A 20861-nucleotide genomic window follows, 5' to 3' on the forward strand; every position below is an offset into this window, starting at 1 on the left:
GGACTAGCATCGAGCTTTCAGCGAGACCTTCGAATTTTGCCGGTCATTCGCAAGCCATCACGAATGTTCAGTCCCATCATCGTGAGATTGGTTGCCCCAGCGATCAATTCGATCACCTGTACCGTGTAAAATGTGCTGTCGAATTCGCCAGCGGCAGCCTTGCCGGCCAGAAACCAGGCGGCTGGTACGAGGATCAGCAAACCATTCAACGCAATGATAGGCATTCGGGTTTTCTTGGCTTTCGTAAGCGCATCTTTGCGTTTCCTGCCCATTGCCATGCCCGATCCGCCAGCGATGGCCATTGCCGGGATGAGGATGAACATGCCTTTCAGGATCAATGCCTTGACGGTCGCGACTGTTTCATGGCTCGCAAAGAGCTCGCTGGTGGCTGTTGATGTCCAGAAGAGGAGGATCATCACAAAGCCGATGCCGCCCGCGATGGCGTGAATCTTTGTTTTCATAGCGGTTCACTCAAATTGGCTTTTGGAAAGGATTTCGTCAGGCCGTGCAGCAATTCGGCACGGCAACCTTCTCGAACAGATGGGGGGCGGTCACAGCGCTTGAGGGATAGTGGCTGAGCTGCTGCTGAAACTCGGGGTTTGAAAACGCAGCGCGGAAGTCCGAAACAGACTCCCAGACCGCGTAGTTCAGATACATGCTGCCGTCACCAATTGCCTTATGCAGCTGAGTGCTGATGTAACCAGGCTGCTTTTTCATCCATTCGGCATCGCTCTTCCAGGCTTCGACTAAGGCGACTTGGTCAACGGGATCGACTGTGAAGAGATTGACGAGAACGACGGGTCCAGCGTCGATGCCCAATTGCCGTTCAATTGGAAACTCGGGGTCGAGGGGTTTGAAACTGACCATTTCGCTGCTCCTTGAAAGTAGCTTCATTTTGGTGTCATGTTGTCATGTTTAGGATGCATCAAACACAATGACAACACGTTGTCAAATAAAATGAGGAGCCGATATGCCTAACGAGCAAAGGACCGAAGCAGGAGAAGCCGTGACAACGCTGATACTGGATGTGTTTCGGCTGAACGGTCGATTGCAGCTTGCCGGTGATCGCCTCGTATCAGAACTTGGTCTGACAAGTGCCCGATGGCAGATCCTTGGCGCCATCGCCTATTCTGATCGACCGGAATCCGTTGCCTGGCATGCACGGACGATGGGCGTTCACCGGCAGGGCGTTCAACGGATCATCAATGAAATGAGCAAAGAAGGCATAGTGGAGTTTCAGCCGAACCCACACCACAAGCGGGCACACCTAGTTGTACTGACCCAAAAGGGGCAGGTGTTGTACGAAGCCGCAATTGCGAGGCAAATCCCATGGGTGAATGAACTCTCGGAAGGCCTGTCGCCAGATGATATTGCGACAGCGCAAAATGTTGTTGACCGTCTCAAAACACGTCTCGAAGAAGCCTCAACGTGACAAGATCAGAACCCGACCCAAAGCTAACACTCGTACAGAGTGCAGCATCGAACGTTCTGGGTTCGGAGCAGACATTCGAAGTTCACAATAAGGAGCCAACGTCTGCGTTGCGGACAAAGCAGACATTGGAAGATTGCTCTCGCGACCCACAAGTCAACTATTGTCGGAGTTCATCTTGCGATAGTCAGAGGGCGTCAGTCCCGTCACCTTCCTAAATGCGCGGCTGAAATTATTTGCGGTTTCATATCCTAGCATGGAGGAGATACTGGAGACTGTCTCGCGCGTATCTGTGAGGAGTTCCTCGGCCCTTGCTACCCTGACATCGTTGACGATTTCGCGAAAACGAACCCCTTCGGTTGCTAACTTCCGTTGTAGTGTGCGAACGCCAAGATCGAGCGAACGCGCGGTGGCATCAATCGACATTTCCTCCCGATGAAGTTGTTGCCAAACCACTTCCTCGACTTGTCCTCTAAGTGTTTGAGGTGGGCCGCCCAATCGTTCGCGAGAAATATCTCCGACGGTTGTCGAGCCGCCGGTAAGTTTTTTGGGCGTGGTTTCGGCTCGCAAAGCCGATGCATCAAAATCAACCCCAAGCCGGGAGGCGTTCCAGATTACAGGACAAGCGTAGGTGTCTTCTGCCTCGACAAATCCAGGAACCTTCGGGAAGTCCAAGAGCACGGCAGATGGCTTCCAGTCGCTTCCTAAATACGCGCGGAATATGCTCAAAAAAACCCCAACGGCCGAGAAGCCGATGTCCGGATACGCGAAATGCGAGCGAAGTCCAAAACGATAACAGTAGCGCGCGCTTGTGCCCGAAGTTTCAAGCCACGCGCGATCCGTAGACGAATGAAATGGCATGACGGCAGAAGCTCGTATTAGCGCTGCCCCCAGCGTTGGAGCAGAAAGAACGTAACTCCCCCAGGCGCCGTAGTCAGCGACAGTGAGATACGGTGACCACAACAATCCGATGTTTTGTTGTCCCGTGGATCGTGCGGCTTCGTGCACAAAGGTCGCCAAGGCATGCTCCGAGATGTAACCGCCTCTTTCCTCAATGAAGTGAACAGGAAGATCGGCAGAGTCAAAAGCACGCAACAAGCGTCTTTCCCCAGCGGCCTCAAGCACAAACTGGGGCATCGCGCCCAAGGCCTTAGCCGAAATCATCGGTGGTAGGTTCAATCCGTCAACCCGCTTGTTCGCCCGCGTGTCGTGAAATGATACGCATCGGCTGAACGGATGTGCAAGCTTTCCCTAAACAGCAGGGAGCATTGCAATATGAAAATACTTCGGCCATTACACGGCGGTTTTTCGATGCATTTTTTGGGAATGGTGCTCGGCGCAGGTATTTCTGCTTCACCAGTTTTCTCCCAGTCCTTCAACGACACGGGCGACATCCTTGCACGATCAGCCGAGGTCGAGGACATCGAGTACAAGATTATGGTGCAGCGTGCCACCCAGACGGCCATCTGGGGAATGCCTGCCGCCGGTATGATCGATTTCCTCAAGGGCATTCGCCGCGACCTCGGTGGCGACTACAATGACATCATTTATCTCAACAAGCCGTTCGACTCCAAACATGGGTTTCTTACGGCCAACGATGTTACGGCCTATGCTTGGGCTTCAATGACCTCCGAACCCGGTCCCCTTGTCATTGAAGTGCCCGCTGCCACCGACAAGGTGAACTACTTCGGTACAATCGTGAATGCTTGGGATGTTCCTATTGTGGACGTAGGTCCCGATGGTTTCGATGAAGGTGCCGGCGGCAAGTACCTCATGCTACCCCCAGGCTACGAAGGGGAAATGTCGCTGGAGGAATTAACTGAAGCGGGATACCTTCCCTTTGAAACAGATACCTACGAATATGGTTTTTCGTTCCGGCCAAAACTGACGAATGGCGGAACGGACACCGATGCGGCCGAGTACGCTCAGACGATCAAAGTGTACTACCTGTCTGAGGCTGACAATCCACCACCCAACAACTATCTCGAAGCGTCAGAAGTGCCGTACGACTCGCTTCCATACTACAACGAGACCTTCTTTCAGGACTTGAATGATTACGTTCAAAACAACCCCGTCAGACAACAAGACAAGGTCATGGTAAATTTCCTGAAGGATCTCGGGATCGAAACGGGAAAACCTTTCGAACCATCGGAAATTCAGTTGAAAGCAATGAATGAGGGTTTGTTGTTGGCGTATGCCTCTATGCAGAACTACTTTGTTACGCCCGGCAAAGCCATGATACCGCTCTGGGTCGACGATAGCGGCGAGATGAAAAGCCAGTGGCTGATATGGGACTTTGCCGAAGGTCAACCCGAGGCAGGCTTCCCGTATGAGACTGAGACAGAGGTACTTGTGGATGCGCGTGCTGGCGGCAGCTACTTCTGGATCACGTACCTGCCGAAACAACTCGGTGGCGGTACCTTTTATCTGACGGGCCTTCGCGACAGCGACGGCGACATGTACGACCACAATCAGACTTACAGACTTAACGTGCCAGCAGACACACCTGCCGACGATTTCTGGTCCGTGATTGTTTATTCGATGGAGACCAAGAGCTTCATCCGGAACGTTGATCCAGTGGGTCTGTCCGAGCGCGACACAGACTCTATGCAAGCCGATGAAGACGGTTCTTACGACATCTTTTTTGGACCGGAGGCACCGGAAGGCAAGGAAAGCAACTGGATACCAACCACAGAGCCGTACTTCCTTTTGTTCCGTCTATATGGGCCGCAAGACGGATGGTTGGAAAGTGGCTGGATGCTGGGCGATCTAGAAAAAGTAAACTGATCAAAACAAACAAAAATTCCCAATGGAGTGAACAATGAAAACAAAGTCGTTAGCCGTGCTGACCGCCCTGGTACTCGCATCGCAATCTCCAGCCCAAGAGTACAAGGCTGAAGTTCCGGATAGCATAATCGTACCGGATCAGGTGGAGACACGATTTGGAACGTTGGAATATTTTGACGGCTTGCCGACGCCGGATACAGCTAAGCTGTCGTATAACGCATTAAATTTCATGCGTGGCATGCAGGTATTCATGGATGGAATGCCTGCAGCCTCAACATATGCAATGTGTCACGGGCTCGAAGAGGGCGCTGGCGTTGATCCGATGAAGATCGGGATCTTTGAAGACCTGTATAACGCCCGTTCGCTTCTTCTCACGCCGAACACCACGACAATCTACATTCTTAACTGTACGGACCTGTCCGAAGGGCCAGTGGTTTACGACGTGCCGCCGGGCATGCTGGGGTTCGTGAACGATGCCTATATGCGTTATGTCACTGACATCGGGAACGCTGGGCCTGACGCTGGCGAGGGTGGGAAGTTCTTGATCGTTCCGCCCGACTATGAAGGTGAGTTGCCGGACGACGGTTACTATATTGTGAAGCCGCCAAGCTATCGGAACTGGTTTCTGTTGCGTGCGTTTTATGGGGAAGACGGCGTTGGAGCCGCAGTGGATCGTGTGAAGGAAACTCTTCGTGTTTACCGGTGGGAAGACCGCGACGCGCCGCCCGATCAGGAATTTGTGAACCTGACTGATCTTCAGTTCAACACGATACACGCCAATGACTTTTCCTTCTTTGAAGAGATGAAGGCCGTTGTAGACAACGAAGCGGAAGGAGCACTTCCCGATGAATTGATGGGAGCAATGTTCTCGCTGGGTATCCGAAAAGGTGAACCATTTGAACCCGATGACGAACTGAGGCTGCTGCTCACAGAGGCAGTCGCATTGGGCACGGCGGCGGCTAAGTCGTTGAATTTTGCTCCTCGCTCGCGTGCGCCATTCTACTATGACGAAGGGTATTGGAAGACGGCGTTCGTCGGTGGCAATCATGAGTTCCAGGCGGGGGACGTGAAAATCCTCGATGCGCGGACCCTGTTCCACTACTACGCGACTGGCATTACGCCTGCCATGGTTGCACAAAAGGTTGGTGTCGGGTCGCAATATGCGCTGGCAAACCGGGACAGTGACGGGAACTACTTCGATGGGAGCAACACCTATTCCGTCACCATCCCGCCAAATCCGCCCGCGCAGGATTACTGGTCTTTCGTCGTTTACGACACCCAAACCCGTTCACTGCTCGAAACTGATCAGAAACTCGCAGGGGTCGACAGCAACCAAGCTACATTGGAAGCGAATGAAGACGGAAGTTACACTGTCTGGTTCGCGCCTGAAGCGCCTGAAGGCAAAGAGGGCAACTGGATACAGACGATGCCGGGCAAATCTTGGTCGACCGTACTGCGATTGTATGGCCCTCTCGAGCCTTGGTTCGACGGATCGTGGCGCCCGGGCGAGATCGAACTTATGGAGTGATAGACTGTCAATTTAGCGCCCTAACAGTTCGCTATCGAGAACGAGATGTCGTGCCATGTGAGTGCGCATCCCGAACAACGCGACAACAACCAGGGGAGGGCGGCAACTACCTCGTAGTGCCGCCCTTCTGTTTGTCTGCTATCGCGCTAAATTGTAGCGTGTCATCGACATTGTGGTTGCATCGATCATGCTCATGAATCGTTCAGCAGCGGGTGCTGATGCAAAGCTATCCATGGACGCTTGGGCGTCTTCGGCACTTTCCCAGTTAACTACCACTGCCCATTTGCCATCTGTGAATGCAGCTTGGCGCGAGACAAAGCCTGGTTGTTTGCTGACATGCTCATCTTCGATGACTTTATCAACAGGTTCGAACTCTTGCGGTGTAACGCCTTCAGCAAGGTCCATCGTCACAATTTCAATGACGCCGACGTCTTGTGCCATTGCGTTACCTCCTACGAGCATTATCAGGGTGATCAAGAACGCTTTCATGATGGCACCCGATCAAAACTTTCCATTGTCGTGGGCCATCTCGGACGGGATGTCCGCGATTACGTCCCAATGCTCAACGATCTTGCCGTCTTCGACGCGGAACAGGTCATAGAAGGCAGTCGGCTTGTCGGCAAACGTGCCCTCGGAGGCGGTGAAGACAAAGTTGCCCTCGGCCACAACAATGTGGACGTCCGTGTAGATCATCTGGATGCCTTGCTCGGCCATGCCTGCAAGAGCCGCACCCAAACCGTCCAGACCGTCAGCAATGTTGCTGTTGTGCTGTATGTAGGTCTCCGTCGACAGAAATTCGGTTATCCGGTCAACGTCGCCATCCTTCAGGATGGTGTGCACAAAGTCTGTGACCAGCGCCTTGTTCTCAGCGGTCTTATCCAGATCGGTTATCTCAGTTGGACCATCGGTCTGAGTATGACCCGACGGGTTCGGCGGTGTGATTGGTGTCAGGTTGTCCCAGTGTTCTGCAACCTTTCCGTCCTCGACGCGGAAGACATCAAAGCCAACCAAGGTGTCTGCACCAAACGCCTGGGCGTTGTTGTAGGTGGTATGCAGGACGACGATATCGCCCTCCGTGATGACCCGGTGGATGTCCACCTCGATCCCGCTTTCCTTAAGACCGGGGATAAACCCCAGGATTGGAGCGGCACCTGTGGGTACAGCAGGGTTGTGCTGAATGTAGTCATTTGCCAGCAGTTGTTCGGCTGCGGTTGCGTCGAAGTTGACGAAAATGGCGGCTACAGCCTCCAATACGAGCTCTTTAGGTGTCATTGTTGTTGTCCTCTCTTGGTTTGATTTGACGATATTCACGCGGCGCAGGCTTGCGCCGAGTTGATCGTGAATTCAGTGCCCCACGGGTCGACCTTGCGGCCGGGCGTGAGAGTTTTGGGGTCTGCCAACAGCTCAACACTTGTGAGACCAGTGGCCCCAGCAGAGCGCGAGCCTGCTCCCTTGGATTGCCAAGCGTTTGTAGCTAGGTGGTGATGGTAGCCACCGGACCCGAACCAGCGGGCTGAGGGCAGCTCAAAGGTCTGAACCATACTCAGTTCGTCAGTAACGAATTTCGCTGCTTTGCTGACATCACCGACACGTAAATGAACGTGTCCGATGACTGTGCCTTGTGGTGCGCCTTGCCACTGTGTGGCATCTTCTGTGAGTGATTTCAGATCGAGCGGGTGCGTTGTCATGTGGACGGTATCGCCCTCGCGTTTCCACATTTTGCGAGGCAGGTCACGATAGATTTCGATGCCGTTTCCTTCGGGATCGTTCAGATAAAGCGCCTCGCTGACACCGTGGTGGGATGCCCCGTCCAGGCGAACACCGCGCTCATCCGCGTAGATCAGCCATGCGCCGAGGTCTTGTTTGGAAGGCAACAGAAATGCCGTGTGAAACAGCCCCGCCTCTTTAGGAAAGGGTTTGGCGTTTCGGTCCTGGCGCAGCTCGATCAGCGTTCCAGCCTCGGTGCCGAGGTAGGCGCTTTCACCGTCGCGTTCGATCAGGCCGAGGCCAATCACGTCTTCATAGAAGGTGGCGGTCTTATCCAGATCGCGCACCGTCAGGGCGACCTGACCTATTGAGATGGGGGCGTCTGACGCTGCCATGTTCTTTTCTCCTGCGATTAAGCTTGAGAGGAACTTAGCGATGGTCTTTTCTCCATGAAATGGCGATAAGAGCGAGTGTGTATCGCGCAAATGGAGACAATTCTATGGACCGGATCGACGGGATGCAGAGCTTCGTGGCTGTTGTGGAATCCGGTTCTTTTGCCGCCGCCGGACAACGGCTTGGCATTTCAAACAAGCTGGTCAGCAAGCGTGTCGCACAGCTCGAAAACATGGTTGGGCTGAATCTTCTCCATCGCACCACCAGGTCTATGTCGCTGACCCACGAGGGGGAGCGATATCTGGAAGGAGCGCGACGAGTGCTGGCTGAGATGGAGCAGTTGGAGACTGAGTTTGACGCTTCAGAGGGCTTGAAGGGCATCGTTCGTGTGGCCGCGCCCCTTACCTATGGCGACACGGCGGTGGCTAAAGCAGCAAGCCGCTTCGTAGAGCAACACCCGAACGTCACGGTCGAATTGGACTTGTCGGATCATTATGCCGATCTGGCCAAGGGCGGTTTCGATATCGCAATACGGATCGGCGCGCTCAGTGACTCCAGTTTGGTCGTTCGCAAGCTTGGTGAAACGCATATGAAAGTCGTCGCGACCCCTTCCTACCTTGAAGAACATGGCGCACCTTCACATCCTGCGGAACTCTCGGACCACATTTGCATTCGAGATGCGAACAACCCGGATCCAAACCGCTGGCCCTTCCAGATCGAAGGGCAAACCGTGCAGGTGCCTGTCTCTGGCCCATTTCTCGCAAACAGTCCTCCCGCCTGCCTCGTTCCGACGCGCGCAGGGAGCGGCATCTTCATATGCCCAGATGTGTTTTTGGGGGACGACCTTGAAACCGGACGTCTTGTGCAACTCTTTCCGGAGTTCCATTCCCGCACTTTGCCGATCCAAAGCGTGCAGTTGCCTTCGGCCTTTCGAAAGCCGCGTGTTAAGTCCTTTGTCGAGTTTATGCGTGAAGAGATTCGAGCGTAGGAAGTCCAAAGCAGTCACTCGCGCTATGCGCAGCATTTGGTAGGTATGGGCTCGGAGCGGTCGTTCGCTACGCGGTGCATCAATGGCCGCTTTTGGTGTAACATATTTACGCACGGTCTTGCTAAGACTGTGCACTCGATTGGCTGAGATTCGGGCGCTCAAACGTTTCAGTTTCTGTAATAGTAAATAAACGGTTTTTTCTTAGTCCAAACTTCTTTGACAGTACGAATGGTTATCCCCCAGCCGTGCGCATTGCAGACTTCAGAGATGACTTCGGCAGCGGTAGGCCGTCGCCCTGAGTTCTCAAGCACCTCGTCATTGGGATATTCATGCAGGCCGAAGGAACTCGTCAATTTTTGCATCAAGTGGAACAGAAATAGGTCTCGCCCCCAATTAGATCCTTTTGGTTTACCACTGCTTGGCCGTTTTGGTTCCCTAACAGCGCCTTCAAGAACACTTATCGCAAAACTGGATAGGGTAGGCGGTGGCGAAAGCCCATTTCGAAGGTAGGTCGCGGCAAGAAAACTTGCGGCGCGAAATGCTGCCCAATCCCCATTGCCTGCGGCAGCTACAAAATTCTCGAATGCTATATTTTCAACGATCTTAGGAACAACGGTTGTATCCGGCTGCACAACAAACGCAACACCGGCGTCAAGTAGAGCCCGCTCACCTTCTGGCCCGAGTTCAATAACTGGTTTGTTCTTCGGGTGTTTTTCTAGGTGAGTTTTCACCGCGTCATTTGTGAACTCAATTGCTGAAGCTATGTCGCACTTCATGCTCGCACCATCTCCACAACTTCGCCCGATGCACCATTTGCGTACCGTGACCATGCCTCCATCAATGTACGCCGACGATCAAACAAGTCGGATCGCGCATAGGCTCTTTCGACCTTGTTTCCGAAGGAATGTGCCAGTGCAGCCTCGGAAACTTCGCGGTCAGCATGAGCGCTTTCGCTGCACCAGTCCCGGAAAGTGGAGCGAAACCCATGTGTGGTGATGGCATCGTATTTCATTCTCTTCATCAGTGCTTTGAACACTGGGTCTGACATCTGCTTTGCATCGCCATTTTTGGCTCTGGCTGGGCTTGGGAATACAAATTCGGCATCCAAACCTTTAACCTGTTCAAGCACGGCAAGCGCCTCCCTTGTCAGCGGCACACGGTGTTCCTTTCCCGCCTTCATCCGCTCTGCCGGGATCGTCCAAACATCATCAGAGATTTCTGCCCATCGCGCTCCCCGCGCCTCTCCCGAACGTGCAGCAGTAAGAATAATAAACTGAAGCGCAAACGCCGATGTTCCCTCACGATCCGACAAATCAGACATGAATTTGGGTAAGTCCTGCCATGGCAATGCAGGCATGTGTACTGCGATGTTCTTAACTGCTGGAAGCGCTTTCTTCAGGCCGTTCACTGGGTTTTCGTGGGGATAGTGCCCAGCACCCTTTGCCCAGTCGAAGATATTTGCCAGCCTCTGCTTTACCCTGTTTGCGGTTTCATGCTTTTCGACCCAAATTGGCTGAAGTACCGCCATCAAATCAGATGTCCCGACAGTTTCAATTGGGCGGTTTCCAAATCTTGGGAAGGCATACCGTTCGATTGCCGACAACCAAATTTCAGCGTGCCGCTTGCTGCGCCAAGTGGGCAGGAGATTTGCATGTGTGCGCTGGGCAGCTTCTCGGAACGTGAGAGTTTCACGCTTCCTGATCGTGTCCGGATCGCCGCCGGAGCGGGCTACTTTTCTGAGTTCTCTCGCCAGTTCTCTCGCTTCTGCCAAACCGACCAGAGAAGCGGAGCCAAGCCCCAAATCTCTTCGCTTCCCATGCACGACGGTTCTCAGTATCCAAGATTTTCCCCCGGCTTTGCCGATGCGCAAATACAGCCCTTCGCCATCGCCATACATTCCCGGCTCGTTGAGGCTTTGAACTTTCCGTGCTGTCAGAGAAGGCATCGCGTTTTTATCCCATCATTTGTCCCATCAAAATGACTAGTACCATTTGGGATTGAATGAAAGGGAATGAGAAGGAAACGGTGATATTATTGTTTATTAACAATATCAAATGAGATCACATGGATTGCAACGATAAGTCAGTTTGGCAGTCTCCTCCGCTACCAAATCATCTCAGGCAAATCTTTGGGATAATACGGCACCGTGCGACCAGCTGGTGCTTGCTATGTTACTCCGCATGCCGATGGATCAAGCACAGCAGTCCTTCGAATATGGAGCTGGTCTGTGCCCCATGGGCCCACTTTAGAGAAAAATCACATAAACCGAACGTTCGGTCGAAAATATAGTTGAATATGAGCACATATCGGGCCACTCTATGGATGCCTGAACATCAGGAAATTCTGAAACCGCGACCAGCTATACAATTCGTTGAGGGAGTCACGAGCACATGTCCCAGGTTATCGGGTTTGAAAGAGTGGGTGATATTGTTGTGTTGTCGGCGCAAAACCCACCCGTTAACGCACTTGGCGTGGATGTGCGTCGTGGGTTGTTGTCGGGGATCGAACGCGCCGAGGCAGAGGGCGCGCGCGCTGTTTTGATATATGGCGAGGGCCGGACGTATTTTGCCGGCGCAGATATTCGCGAGTTTGGTAAGCCACCGCAGGACCCTTGGTTACCTGCCCTTTGTGATCGCATCGAAGCGTCCCCGTTGTTGGTTGTTTCGGCTTTGCATGGCACGGCCCTTGGAGGAGGGCTAGAGGTTGCGCTTTCTTGTCACTACCGCATTGCCGTACCTTCAGCGAAGGTGGGATTGCCCGAGGTCAATCTGGGTATCATTCCTGGAGCAGGGGGAACTCAGCGTTTGCCGCGTGTCGCAGAGGTTGAGGCTGCTTTGAGCATGATAACGACAGGACGGCATGTTCAGGCACCGGAGGCGCTGGAATTGGGGGTCTTAGACAAGGTTCAGGAAGGTGATCCGCGGGAAATTGGTTTGGCGTATACAACGGATTTACTCAACGCTGGTGCTCCTCGCCGACCGGTTTGTGATATGCCCCGACCCAGACCAATTGATTTTGACGCCGCTTATGACGCAGTACTGAAGAAGGGGCGAGGTCAGCTTTCTCCTGCGATAGCCGTGCGTGCGATTCAGGCCAGTTGTGAAGCCGAAGATTTTGCCGCTGGACAGCGACGTGAACGGGAATTGTTCATGGAGCTAATGGAGTCGGATCAGCGCAAAGGGTTGATCCACGCCTTTTTTGCAGAGCGTGCTGTTTCTAAGCTGCCAGAGCTACAGGGCGTAGAGCCACGATCTCTCGACCAGATCGGTGTTATCGGCGGAGGCACGATGGGTGCAGGGATCGCGACGTCTGCTTTGCTGTCGAAATTACCCGTGGTCCTGCTAGAGATGTCGCGCGAAGCTGCTCAAGCGGCGAAAGACCGGATCGAAGCCAATCTGACTGGTGCCGTCAAACGCGGCAAACTGAGCCCGCAAGAATATGCGGAGATACTGCAGCACCGGCTGACCTTGGCCACCGAATACGACGCACTGAGCGGGGCTGATCTGGTGATCGAAGCAGTCTTCGAGGACATGGACGTCAAAAAGCAAGTATTTGCGCAGCTTGACGCGGTCTGCAAAGGCGGGGCCATCTTGGCGACCAATACCTCGTATTTGGACATCAATGAAATTGCGGCATCTATTGACAGATCGGGTGATGTGATTGGTCTGCATTTCTTTTCGCCTGCTCACGTGATGAAACTGCTCGAGATCGTTGTGGCGGACCGCACGGTGCCAGAGGTCGTGGCGACTGGGTTTGCGTTGGGCAAGCGATTGGGAAAAGTGTCGGTCCGGGCTGGCGTTTGTGATGGCTTCATCGGAAACCGCATCTTAAGCAGCTATCGGACCTGTGCGGATCATATGGTGTTGGACGGTGCGAGCCCATTTCAGATCGATGCCGCACTGACCAGATTTGGATTTGCGATGGGAACCTATGCAGTCTCTGATCTGGCCGGATTGGACATCGGTTGGGCCGCGCGCAAGCGCAAGCGGGAGGCGGGACAGGATCCCCGAGTACGTGACAGCTTCTATGCGGATAAGCTGTGTGAGGCCGGGCACTTTGGTCAGAAGACGGGCAAGGGCTACTACGTTTACGAAAAGGGCAAACGCGGTGGCGAGCCAAACCCCGAAGTATTGGGTCTGATCGAGGCAGAGCGTGCTGCGCAGAATATATCTCCTCGGGAGTTTACAGACGCCGAAATTGTGCGCCGGTATATGGTTGCGATGGTGAATGAGGCGGCGAAAGTGGTTGGCGACGGCATCGCGCGCAGACCGCTGGATGTAGATGTCACTTTGCTCTACGGCTACGGCTTTCCGCGCTATTGGGGCGGGCCTTTGAAATGGGCTGATTTGCAGGGTTTGTCGAACGTGTTGGATGATATCTATAAGTGGTCCGGGGAAGACGCTTATTACTGGCAACCTGCGCCTTTGCTGGAACAGTTGGTCTCTGAAAGCCGCTGCTTTGATGATTTAAACAAAGCAAACTGACCGCGTAGGGTGAATGCTCCCGCGCCCGCGCAACATTTGCTTCGCAAATATTGCTAGCCACCTTGGGCCCGGCATCGCGCGTTGCGCGATGCCGGGCCCAACAGGAAGAGATGTTTCGTCAGAAACATCGATGACTGGCGGGAGGGCCAGCGCTTAGTTTAGCGAGCTGTCAGCAGCGGTACGGACGGCCCGAATGTTTTCACCATAGACTTCGGGGTTTGAAACTGATCCACCCTTGAACACTGCCGATCCGGCGACCAGCACATCTGCGCCCGCTGCTGCCACCAGTGGCGCGGTTTTGGGGTCGACGCCGCCGTCGATCTCAATATGCACCGGGCGGTCTCCGATCATCTGGCGCAAGCGCTGAATCTTGGAGGTCATGTCGATGAATTTCTGCCCGCCAAATCCGGGATTGACGGTCATGACACATACCAGATCGGTCAGATCCAGCAGATGCTCGACCGCTTCGGCTGGTGTGCCCGGGTTCAGTGCAATGCCGGCTTTCATTCCTGCCGCGCGAATGGCTTGCAGTGTGCGGTGTGCGTGTGGCCCAGCCTCGACATGTGCGGTTAAGATGTCCGCACCTGCATCGGCATAGGCTTGGATATATGGATCGACGGGGGAGATCATCAGATGCACATCCATGACCGTCTTCACATGCGGACGGAACGCTTTGACCGCAGTGGGACCAAAGGTGAGATTAGGCACAAAGTGCCCGTCCATTACGTCCACATGAACCCAATCTGCGCCTTGTGCTTCGATAGCCTGAATTTCTTGCCCGAAATTGGCAAAATCGGCGGACAGGATCGAAGGAGCGATCTTGATGGAACGGTCAAAGCTCATGATAGGCCTCATGTAGATGTGCGGTTGCGATGGCGTATATCCGCGACGTGGTAGAATTCAAACCCTGTTCAGACTCGATAGAACAGATACCGATCTGGCGCGATCGTCTCAGGGCCTTGTACCTGAGCGAAACCCACTAAAGGCTGTCCTGAAATCAGGAAGCCTCCGGGCCGCATGACCTTTTCGATCAGCGGGCTGAGGCGCGAGGCCTCGGCGACGTCTTCCGCTTTGATCCCGCGGCCGAAGTCATAATGCGCCAGCGCGATTGTTCGCCCAGCTTCTGCCAGTTTCTGCAGCATTGGCTCGGCCTCGCCCTGCAAGAAATCTTCTGCAGGCGGGGTGCTGTCAGGGTGACATTGTAAGACGCGGTCCATCACCCAAATACGGCGCGCGGGCAGGATTTCACGCAAATGGTCGTAGGTACGTCCATTACCCAGCCCCAGATCCAGAACGTCTCCGTCCATCCCATCGATTTGCGCTGCAGCCCAGTTCAGCCCATCGCGTTGCGCTGTCAGGCGGCGCAGCATGGAATCCAATCGGCTCATTCGGGCTCTCCTTGCGAGTTCAGTTGCGCGGCGCAGTCCAGGGAACACCCGGTCCATCAAGCAACCTGCGCAACAGATTCTGTGTAAATGTCCAGATGTCCTGATCATGGACCAAGTGATGCGTCAACACCCCAAATGCTTCGGCATTGTCAGCCCGTCCTGCGCGCCGGTTCTGCAGCAACTCAACCGTTTGCGTGATCAGTTGCTGAGGTTCAATCAAACCGCGTGTTCCGTGCCAATCGATGGGATCGAGATGCGAGTTTACCTGCTCAAGTCCGGGTGCGGCTTGTGGCTTTTTTCGGGGTGTTGCGGTGGACAGAACCTTATAGCCGAGCCCGCAAAGGTGAGCCGTAGCATCCGGGTCAATCCGGTTCCACGGGGGTACAAACATCGGGCGGAGTTGATCGCCGAACAGGGCTTGCAGGCGGGATAGCCCGTTCTCTGCATCTGAAACGACAGAAGTAAGAGGCCGGTGCAGCCGAAACTCGGCCTTCTTCTCGCCATCGGGTGCATGATTCAAATGGGCCCAGCCATGAACAACTGGGATCAGGTTGGGGTGATCTGCAACATAATCCGCCAACGCCTTCTCTGCGTCGCGTGGGATCACCGCCAGATGGACGGGAAGCCCAAGTTCAGCGGACATATCAGCGAGGATTTCAAGCTGCGGAGTAACCGTGATCGCGTCGTCATCGCGCCACCATATTGGCAGCGTCAGCCCTTGATCATGCCAACGCTGCAATTCGATATGCAATGGGTGCCAATCAGGTTTCATCGGCTGTTCTCATACAAGCCCGTTGCGATCTCAACTGAGCGGTGTGCGCCATCAAAACCCTCTCGCAAAGCGGGGCGGATGGCTGCCGCTAAGGCGCGGTCCAAAGCCTCGCTCAACGAGGCGCCGGATAATTTGGAACTGTTCAGCACTTCAATTCCATCTAGTTGCGAAAGCGAGTGCGCGCGCAACCCCTGCTCAACCTCATTTCCATCATCAAACGGGATCAGCACGGTCGGGGTTCCGCTTTGCAGAAGGTCCATCGCCGTATTGTATCCGCACATGCTGACCGATGCTGCGGCAAGGGGCAACATCTGGCGAAAATCCGGGCGAACCGTTTCAAGAATGACCGAAGTGCCTTCAGCAATTCGCGAAAGCTCGGTAATTCGTGCTTTGGCGTCCTGCCCGCCCACCAACAGGCGCCAGCGCCTGTTGGGCATCTTTCGGGCGGCCTCGATGGCGGCCTGAAAGATCGGCTGGCCGACAGACCCGCCGCCTGCACTCACCAGTATTTCACCCTGTCCGATCCCGTCCGGGTGGCTGGATGGCGCGGTTGGGGCGACAAAGCCGGTGTAATGCAACCGTGATGCCAATTGCGATGAGACAGGCCAGCTGACGTCGAGCGATGTTATTTTCGGATCGGAATGAACCAAGACGCCGTCGAAATACTCGGCGATGACCTCGTCGGTTTGGACTGCTTTTGACGGCTTTGAAGGAGGCGCAAGAATGTCTCTGATCGAGCTCACAATAACAGGCGCGTGCGGTAGCGCCCGGGCTGTCTTTAACGCGGCGAGGAACTCTGCGGTAAGCGAGCGACGCCCAAACGGGTAAAGCTCGGTGATCAGAATCTGCGGCTCAAAGCTGCGTATCGCCTGGACCAGCCCGGTTGTGCGTGCATCGAAATAGCCGGTGTCAGCAACCTGGCCATTTTGATCAAGCAGGCGCGTAAAGTTTGTCCCATCTGATCGCAGCGGCGGTAGACCCAGCAATGACAGCCCGCGCGTGTCTAATTGAGGCGCAGGCATGCCGCCCGAAACAACCAGAACCTCATGTTTCTTGTTTGCGAATGCACGCCCCAAGGTGAGCGCGCGGCTTAGATGGCCGGTGCCTAACAAATGGGTCACGATGATCATTACCTTCATGATCAGATCTCTCGTGAAAGCAGACGGACAGGTTCAGGTTCTGGCCGCATTTTATCCAAGTCTACGACAAACAGCCGGTTGCGTTTGATCTTGAACGGGGCGGGGCCTGAAAAGTTCCAGCCCCAAGCCTTGGCCAGTATAACCCTCATGATGCCAATGTGGCAGACAGCCAGAATGTCGCCTTCCAGCTCTGACAGCCAAGGCGCGATCCGCGCCCAAAGCTCAGCCGGGCTTTCACCGTTTGGTGGGCGATACTCCCAGCCCCAATCCTCGATATGACGATAGCCGCTGTCGGGGATTTCGATCAGATCAACACCACGTTGCCCTTCCCAATCGCCCCAGTTCATCTCGGTCAGTGCAGGGGATGTTTTGGGCGCTTTGCCCGACACCAACTGTGCGGTCTCAGAAGCGCGGCTCAGTGGGCTGGACCAGATCGAGGCCACGTCCCACGGCGGCGGCAGGCAAAAGCCTGCAAGTTCCGTGCGGGCATCGGCGTCCAGGGGAATGTCGCTACGTCCTTGAATGCGACCCGCGCGATTCCAATCTGTGTGTCCATGGCGCAAAAGGGCGAGGCGGGTCATGAGCTTTTCTCCAACAAAGGCCGCACCGCCGTCCAGAACCTTTCAGTGGCTGATGGCATGAGATGGCGCTGGGCGACATAGGCGCGGGCGCGATTGCCCTCAGACTGGCGCAGGTCAGGATCGCCCAAATATGTCTGAATGCGTGCGGCCAACCCTCTGGCTCCTGATCCGACGTTGGGGTGATCGGAAGGCATCAACACATCCCGAACGCCCGGGCGATCTTGTGCGACAACCGGCACTCCGCAGGCCTGAGCTTCTAGATAGACCATGCCATAGGCTTCGTTGACTCCGGGCCATACGAATATGGATGCTTGGTGGTATTGGGCTTGCAGCGCATCCCGATCAAGCTGACCCAGAAACCGAACACGCGCTCCGAACCGTGCCATCAGCGCCTCAACCTCGGATCGGGCAGGGCCGTCGCCAACGATATCCAGCGCCCAATCGGCGGTCAGGTAATCCAGCGTATCAGCCAAAATGGTATAGGAGGCCAGCTTATCCCCCGGTCGCATCATACCAACCGTTAGCATCGGACCATCACGGGTCGACGCAGGGGGCACATCCGTGATGGGCAAAAACGGAGGCAACTCGATCAGCGCCTGAGTCCCAAACCGTTCCCGCTCTAACGTGATCAGATCGTTGGCGGTGTGGTAGAAGATTACCTGAGCAGCGTCGCAAGCGTCATGTGCGGCTTGGGCGAAATCAGCCCATGGACCGTTCAGTCGACTGGTTGCTCGAGTGCTTTCCAGCTGCACATAAGGTATCCCCCTGGCGCGGCTCACCACTGGGCCAAGCAGATCAGGAGCCTTGTAGTAGTTGTGATAAGTCACCCACAGGTTTGTGTCTGACGGCAGGTCTGCGATCAACCGCGCCGCTTCGGCCTTCGCATGGCTGCACAACTCGTTCTGAAGCGCTGGGTCACCTGTTTTGTCGTAAATCCGCAACTGAGAGGCGAGCTCAATCACGTCTCCCTCCGCCCCTAGCGCTTGCATCAGGTTGCGGGCCATTTCGCGATCACCCGAAGGCTTGGAACTATCGGGGGATTTCATCGGCGCGTAGAAGGCCACCCGCGCCATCAGGGGCCGTCCGCGCACAAGATGTCTAGCCGTTCGGACAGGCGGTGTATGCCGGGGTCCATGCGGAAATCGGCGATCAAGCGGTCATAGGCGGCCTCTGCCATCCTTGCTGTCTTGGTCGGATTCTGGGCGAGACTTTCAATAGCGGCGGCCAGCGCGGCCGGGTCATCGGAAGACAACAGGCCATGTGTGCCGGATTCGATGAACTCTGGGATTGCCGACACGGGTGTCGACAGGATCGGAAGGCGTTGGGACGCTGCTTCCATCAACACATTGGGCAGGCCGTCCCGGTCGCCATCTTCGGCAATCCGGCTGGGCAGGGCAAACAGATCGGCGCGCCGCATCTCGGAAATGACTTCGGGTTGATTGCAAGCCCCCATCCAAGTGATCCGATCAGACAGACCTGCGACCTCAGCTTGCGCGCTCAGCTTTTTGCTAAGGTTTCCACCGCCGATATGGGTCCAGTGCCAATTCAGTGATTTGGGAAGCAGCGCGAAAGCGTGAAGAAGGCGGTCAAAGCCTTTCTTTTCAACCAATCGTCCAACCGACAGCATGTGAAACGGTGCATTCGCGGCACGTATGCCCCGCTGGGGAGGTGCCGGAAAACGCGACAGATCCAGCCCGTGATAAATCAGTTCAACCCGCTCCGGATCGTCGGCCATATCGCGTAAATGCGCGGCGCCAATGGCGGTGCAGGTGGCTCCGAAGGTGGCACCGTAAGTGGCTAGATGCAGTTTCTCCCGTTTTTCCCAGTCTGGCGAGGTCCAGATATCCTTGGCATGCGCGGAAAAGCTCCAAGGCAGGCCGCGCATGATCGACGCGTAACGGGCAACTGAAGACGGGGTGTGCATGAAATGCGCATACAGCCCTCGCGTTTGATTGGGCAGTTCCGCAGCCAATACGCAAGCCTGACCAAACCGGCGAATTCGGTTATGGGTTAGGTCTCGGCGAAGATCTTGTCGCCAGACCTGATAGGCTTGGGCGTATCCGGGCAGGCGAGAAGCGATCTCACGCGCGGCCGCCAACCGCGCAGGCTCGTCATACAGATATTCCGGCAGGTAATGCACCCGTCCCTCAAAGCGGTCGTGCAGAGGGTGGCGCTTGGTATCGGTCGGGTGGCGCAGCGACCAGATATCAAAGCTATGCCCTGCCTCTTGCAGGGCCACCAGTTCCTGGGCGATGAACGTCTCGGACAGGCGCGGCCAGCCTTTGACCAGCACCGCCAGCTTGGGGGCTGTGGTCGTCATCCGGTGGCGCGCTCTTGTTCCGCGCCCAGCAACGCGTTGATGCGATGGGTGACGTAACTTAATCCGTCCAACAGCCCGGCACGAATGGCTTGCGAGGGCAGCGGCTGATGTGGAAGATTGCGGATCGCTTGGATCATAGCATCTGCCGTTAGGCCATCGCGGTTTTCATCCAGCATGCGCACCAGCCCCAAATCCTCGGCGCGAGAGGCCCGAATCCATTGCTCAAGCCGAGGGGTCGTGCGCGGTACGATGACGGCGCGCTTGTCGAAAGACAGCACCTCGCAGAACGTATTGTAGCCGCCCATGCAAACCACGCCGGCGGCCCCGGCGAACAGCGTTTCGATCTGGGATTCAAAGCCAACCGCGGTCACCCGGCCATCCAGGGCGGCAACGCGGGTTTCGAAATCTTCACGCAGCTCGCCCGACAGGAACGGCCCATAAACCAGCACTGCGCGAGGCGACAGGTCCGGGTCCTTTTCGTAGGCCGACAGAACAAGATTGACCATCGCTTTGCCATCGCCACCGCCGCCAGGCGTGATCAGGATATAGGGCTGCTCAGGGGGTTCGCCGACAGGTCCCAGATCGCGCCGCAGATACCCTGTCCAGTGGAAGCGCTGTTGCGTTGCTCGGTTGAGTGGAAGGCCTTGTGTTGGATCGTAAACCGAGCGTAGGCCGTAGACCCAGATCTCATCATAGAACCGCTCGGTTGCCGATATAGCATCTTTGCGATCCCATTCGGCGGCCAACACTTCGGGTTCATCCAAGACGTCACGCAGGCCCAAAACCATTTTGGCTGTGCCCGAATTTTCCAGATACTCCAGTGTCGGCAGCAACTCACCGCGAAAACCGGTCGGTTCCTTGTCAACGATCAGGACATCCGGTTGGAACTGTTCAACCGAGGTTTGGATCAGGCTTGCGCGCAGCTCGGTCACGTCATCGATACCCATCCCGATGGTCTGAGAAGCATATGATCCATCGGCACGTTTGGTGACGCCGGGCAAGCGGACGTGGTCAACCCGCCGCGGAAACGTAAATCGCCCGGCGACAGGCGAACCGGTAAGGATGAGAGCCGAGGCCGCTGGATCGGCTTGCGTAATCGCGGCGGCCAGAGCACGAGAGCGGCGCAAATGACCGAGACCGAACGTATCGTGACTGTATAGCAGGATGCGCGGGGCGCGGATGTGATTTTCGTTTTTACTACCTAGGCTCATACCTTCGCCTGTTTCGGTTCTGGTGCTACTCCGCGCGTCTGCACCTGATTATCGTATTTTAACGGCCCTCGCTTGCCAAAGGCACATATTTTGCTGCCCAAATGCGCCAAACATTGCGAATTGGCAACAGCATA

Annotated in this window: 21 protein-coding genes; 5 read left to right on the forward strand and 16 right to left on the reverse strand. The window is 55.4% G+C overall.

Going from position 1 to position 20861, the window contains the following annotated elements; genetic code table 11:
* Positions 1 to 17: 17 nt before the first annotated feature.
* Together ACR0NN_RS07615 and ACR0NN_RS07620 are read right to left on the reverse strand one after the other, a co-directional pair.
* On the reverse strand, positions 18 to 461 hold the full coding sequence (locus tag ACR0NN_RS07615) for a hypothetical protein (protein WP_170403736.1): 444 nt from the start codon (positions 459 to 461) through the stop codon (positions 18 to 20).
* A gap of 37 nt (positions 462 to 498) precedes the next feature.
* Positions 499 to 867 (reverse strand): antibiotic biosynthesis monooxygenase family protein, encoded by a 369-nt coding sequence (locus ACR0NN_RS07620; RefSeq protein WP_170565544.1) that lies wholly within the window; start codon positions 865 to 867, stop codon positions 499 to 501.
* A gap of 103 nt (positions 868 to 970) precedes the next feature.
* On the opposite strand from ACR0NN_RS07620, the gene ACR0NN_RS07625 reads away from it, so the two are divergent.
* Positions 971 to 1432: a MarR family winged helix-turn-helix transcriptional regulator gene (locus tag ACR0NN_RS07625; RefSeq protein ID WP_480684352.1), complete on the forward strand. Its 462-nt coding sequence runs from the start codon at positions 971 to 973 to the stop codon at positions 1430 to 1432.
* A gap of 153 nt (positions 1433 to 1585) precedes the next feature.
* On the opposite strand, the gene ACR0NN_RS07630 is transcribed toward ACR0NN_RS07625, so the two are convergent.
* Positions 1586 to 2608, reverse strand: coding sequence for a helix-turn-helix domain-containing protein (locus tag ACR0NN_RS07630; RefSeq protein ID WP_170469388.1), 1023 nt, complete (start codon positions 2606 to 2608; stop codon positions 1586 to 1588).
* Positions 2609 to 2704: 96 nt separating this feature from the next.
* On the opposite strand from ACR0NN_RS07630, the gene ACR0NN_RS07635 reads away from it, so the two are divergent.
* Complete coding sequence (locus tag ACR0NN_RS07635; RefSeq protein ID WP_480684354.1) at positions 2705 to 4216, forward strand: DUF1214 domain-containing protein; 1512 nt, start codon at positions 2705 to 2707, stop codon at positions 4214 to 4216.
* A gap of 34 nt (positions 4217 to 4250) precedes the next feature.
* On the forward strand, positions 4251 to 5744 hold the full coding sequence (locus tag ACR0NN_RS07640) for a DUF1254 domain-containing protein (RefSeq protein WP_170380003.1): 1494 nt from the start codon (positions 4251 to 4253) through the stop codon (positions 5742 to 5744).
* 138 nt (positions 5745 to 5882) lie between these two features.
* On the opposite strand, the gene ACR0NN_RS07645 is transcribed toward ACR0NN_RS07640, so the two are convergent.
* Genes ACR0NN_RS07645 through ACR0NN_RS07655 form a run of 3 tightly spaced genes read right to left on the reverse strand, consistent with a single transcriptional unit; the run spans position 5883 to position 7846 of the window.
* Entirely contained in the window at positions 5883 to 6185 is a 303-nt protein-coding gene (locus tag ACR0NN_RS07645) for a hypothetical protein (RefSeq protein WP_214648679.1), read from the reverse strand.
* Between the two features lie 60 nt (positions 6186 to 6245).
* On the reverse strand, positions 6246 to 7016 hold the full coding sequence (locus ACR0NN_RS07650; protein WP_170380001.1) for a nuclear transport factor 2 family protein: 771 nt from the start codon (positions 7014 to 7016) through the stop codon (positions 6246 to 6248).
* A gap of 35 nt (positions 7017 to 7051) precedes the next feature.
* On the reverse strand, positions 7052 to 7846 hold the full coding sequence (locus tag ACR0NN_RS07655) for a VOC family protein (RefSeq protein WP_170380000.1): 795 nt from the start codon (positions 7844 to 7846) through the stop codon (positions 7052 to 7054).
* A 104-nt stretch (positions 7847 to 7950) separates the two neighbouring features.
* Here ACR0NN_RS07655 and ACR0NN_RS07660 point away from each other — a divergent pair, with 104 nt between their 5' ends.
* A complete protein-coding gene (locus ACR0NN_RS07660) occupies positions 7951 to 8832 on the forward strand; it encodes a LysR family transcriptional regulator (protein ID WP_170379999.1) in 882 nt (293 codons plus the stop codon).
* A gap of 167 nt (positions 8833 to 8999) precedes the next feature.
* Here ACR0NN_RS07660 and ACR0NN_RS07665 read toward each other — a convergent pair whose 3' ends face one another.
* The gene (locus ACR0NN_RS07665; protein ID WP_480684355.1) at positions 9000 to 9608 is read right to left on the reverse strand and encodes a hypothetical protein; all 609 of its coding nucleotides are present in this window, start codon (positions 9606 to 9608) and stop codon (positions 9000 to 9002) included.
* On the reverse strand, positions 9605 to 10777 hold the full coding sequence (locus ACR0NN_RS07670; RefSeq protein WP_480684357.1) for a tyrosine-type recombinase/integrase: 1173 nt from the start codon (positions 10775 to 10777) through the stop codon (positions 9605 to 9607). The genes ACR0NN_RS07665 and ACR0NN_RS07670 overlap by 4 nt, the downstream gene beginning before the upstream one ends.
* Before the next feature lie 445 nt (positions 10778 to 11222).
* On the opposite strand from ACR0NN_RS07670, the gene ACR0NN_RS07675 reads away from it, so the two are divergent.
* Entirely contained in the window at positions 11223 to 13316 is a 2094-nt protein-coding gene (locus tag ACR0NN_RS07675) for a 3-hydroxyacyl-CoA dehydrogenase NAD-binding domain-containing protein (protein WP_170721571.1), read from the forward strand.
* Positions 13317 to 13469: 153 nt separating this feature from the next.
* On the opposite strand, the gene rpe is transcribed toward ACR0NN_RS07675, so the two are convergent.
* The 8 genes from rpe to ACR0NN_RS07715 form a co-directional block, all read right to left on the reverse strand.
* Positions 13470 to 14159 (reverse strand): ribulose-phosphate 3-epimerase, encoded by a 690-nt coding sequence (gene rpe / locus ACR0NN_RS07680; protein WP_170721568.1) that lies wholly within the window; start codon positions 14157 to 14159, stop codon positions 13470 to 13472.
* 68 nt (positions 14160 to 14227) lie between these two features.
* A complete protein-coding gene (locus ACR0NN_RS07685) occupies positions 14228 to 14704 on the reverse strand; it encodes a class I SAM-dependent methyltransferase (RefSeq protein ID WP_170721563.1) in 477 nt (158 codons plus the stop codon).
* A gap of 19 nt (positions 14705 to 14723) precedes the next feature.
* A complete protein-coding gene (locus tag ACR0NN_RS07690; RefSeq protein ID WP_170721561.1) occupies positions 14724 to 15476 on the reverse strand; it encodes a polysaccharide deacetylase family protein in 753 nt (250 codons plus the stop codon).
* Positions 15473 to 16615: a glycosyltransferase gene (locus ACR0NN_RS07695; protein ID WP_170721558.1), complete on the reverse strand. Its 1143-nt coding sequence runs from the start codon at positions 16613 to 16615 to the stop codon at positions 15473 to 15475. The genes ACR0NN_RS07690 and ACR0NN_RS07695 overlap by 4 nt, the downstream gene beginning before the upstream one ends.
* A gap of 2 nt (positions 16616 to 16617) precedes the next feature.
* On the reverse strand, positions 16618 to 17196 hold the full coding sequence (locus tag ACR0NN_RS07700) for a histidine phosphatase family protein (protein WP_170721553.1): 579 nt from the start codon (positions 17194 to 17196) through the stop codon (positions 16618 to 16620).
* Positions 17193 to 18269 carry a glycosyltransferase family 4 protein gene (locus ACR0NN_RS07705; protein ID WP_170721550.1) on the reverse strand — a complete coding sequence of 359 codons (1077 nt, stop codon included), beginning with the start codon at positions 18267 to 18269 and terminating at the stop codon, positions 17193 to 17195. Before ACR0NN_RS07705 ends, ACR0NN_RS07700 begins: the two co-directional genes overlap by 4 nt.
* A complete protein-coding gene (locus ACR0NN_RS07710; RefSeq protein WP_170721536.1) occupies positions 18269 to 19516 on the reverse strand; it encodes a glycosyltransferase family 4 protein in 1248 nt (415 codons plus the stop codon). The genes ACR0NN_RS07705 and ACR0NN_RS07710 overlap by 1 nt, the downstream gene beginning before the upstream one ends.
* Complete coding sequence (locus ACR0NN_RS07715) at positions 19513 to 20727, reverse strand: glycosyltransferase (protein ID WP_170721534.1); 1215 nt, start codon at positions 20725 to 20727, stop codon at positions 19513 to 19515. Before ACR0NN_RS07715 ends, ACR0NN_RS07710 begins: the two co-directional genes overlap by 4 nt.
* Positions 20728 to 20861: the final 134 nt, after the last annotated feature.

It is taken from the genome of Ruegeria sp. BA2, from assembly GCF_056539605.1.

What these genes read in the sequence shown, in the direction of transcription:
- ACR0NN_RS07615 (WP_170403736.1), bottom strand. Translation starts at nt 461, where the DNA reads ATGAAAACAAAGATTCACGCCATCGCGGGCGGCATCGGCTTTGTGATG.
- ACR0NN_RS07620 (WP_170565544.1), bottom strand. Translation starts at nt 867, where the DNA reads ATGGTCAGTTTCAAACCCCTCGACCCCGAGTTTCCAATTGAACGGCAA.
- ACR0NN_RS07625 (WP_480684352.1), top strand. Translation starts at nt 971, where the DNA reads ATGCCTAACGAGCAAAGGACCGAAGCAGGAGAAGCCGTGACAACGCTG.
- ACR0NN_RS07635 (WP_480684354.1), top strand. Translation starts at nt 2,705, where the DNA reads ATGAAAATACTTCGGCCATTACACGGCGGTTTTTCGATGCATTTTTTG.
- ACR0NN_RS07640 (WP_170380003.1), top strand. Translation starts at nt 4,251, where the DNA reads ATGAAAACAAAGTCGTTAGCCGTGCTGACCGCCCTGGTACTCGCATCG.
- ACR0NN_RS07645 (WP_214648679.1), bottom strand. Translation starts at nt 6,185, where the DNA reads ATGGCACAAGACGTCGGCGTCATTGAAATTGTGACGATGGACCTTGCT.
- ACR0NN_RS07650 (WP_170380001.1), bottom strand. Translation starts at nt 7,016, where the DNA reads ATGACACCTAAAGAGCTCGTATTGGAGGCTGTAGCCGCCATTTTCGTC.
- ACR0NN_RS07655 (WP_170380000.1), bottom strand. Translation starts at nt 7,846, where the DNA reads ATGGCAGCGTCAGACGCCCCCATCTCAATAGGTCAGGTCGCCCTGACG.
- ACR0NN_RS07660 (WP_170379999.1), top strand. Translation starts at nt 7,951, where the DNA reads ATGGACCGGATCGACGGGATGCAGAGCTTCGTGGCTGTTGTGGAATCC.
- ACR0NN_RS07665 (WP_480684355.1), bottom strand. Translation starts at nt 9,608, where the DNA reads ATGAAGTGCGACATAGCTTCAGCAATTGAGTTCACAAATGACGCGGTG.
- ACR0NN_RS07670 (WP_480684357.1), bottom strand. Translation starts at nt 10,777, where the DNA reads ATGCCTTCTCTGACAGCACGGAAAGTTCAAAGCCTCAACGAGCCGGGA.
- ACR0NN_RS07675 (WP_170721571.1), top strand. Translation starts at nt 11,223, where the DNA reads ATGTCCCAGGTTATCGGGTTTGAAAGAGTGGGTGATATTGTTGTGTTG.
- rpe (WP_170721568.1), bottom strand. Translation starts at nt 14,159, where the DNA reads ATGAGCTTTGACCGTTCCATCAAGATCGCTCCTTCGATCCTGTCCGCC.
- ACR0NN_RS07685 (WP_170721563.1), bottom strand. Translation starts at nt 14,704, where the DNA reads ATGAGCCGATTGGATTCCATGCTGCGCCGCCTGACAGCGCAACGCGAT.
- ACR0NN_RS07690 (WP_170721561.1), bottom strand. Translation starts at nt 15,476, where the DNA reads ATGAAACCTGATTGGCACCCATTGCATATCGAATTGCAGCGTTGGCAT.
- ACR0NN_RS07695 (WP_170721558.1), bottom strand. Translation starts at nt 16,615, where the DNA reads ATGAAGGTAATGATCATCGTGACCCATTTGTTAGGCACCGGCCATCTA.
- ACR0NN_RS07700 (WP_170721553.1), bottom strand. Translation starts at nt 17,196, where the DNA reads ATGACCCGCCTCGCCCTTTTGCGCCATGGACACACAGATTGGAATCGC.
- ACR0NN_RS07705 (WP_170721550.1), bottom strand. Translation starts at nt 18,269, where the DNA reads ATGGCGCGGGTGGCCTTCTACGCGCCGATGAAATCCCCCGATAGTTCC.
- ACR0NN_RS07710 (WP_170721536.1), bottom strand. Translation starts at nt 19,516, where the DNA reads ATGACGACCACAGCCCCCAAGCTGGCGGTGCTGGTCAAAGGCTGGCCG.
- ACR0NN_RS07715 (WP_170721534.1), bottom strand. Translation starts at nt 20,727, where the DNA reads ATGAGCCTAGGTAGTAAAAACGAAAATCACATCCGCGCCCCGCGCATC.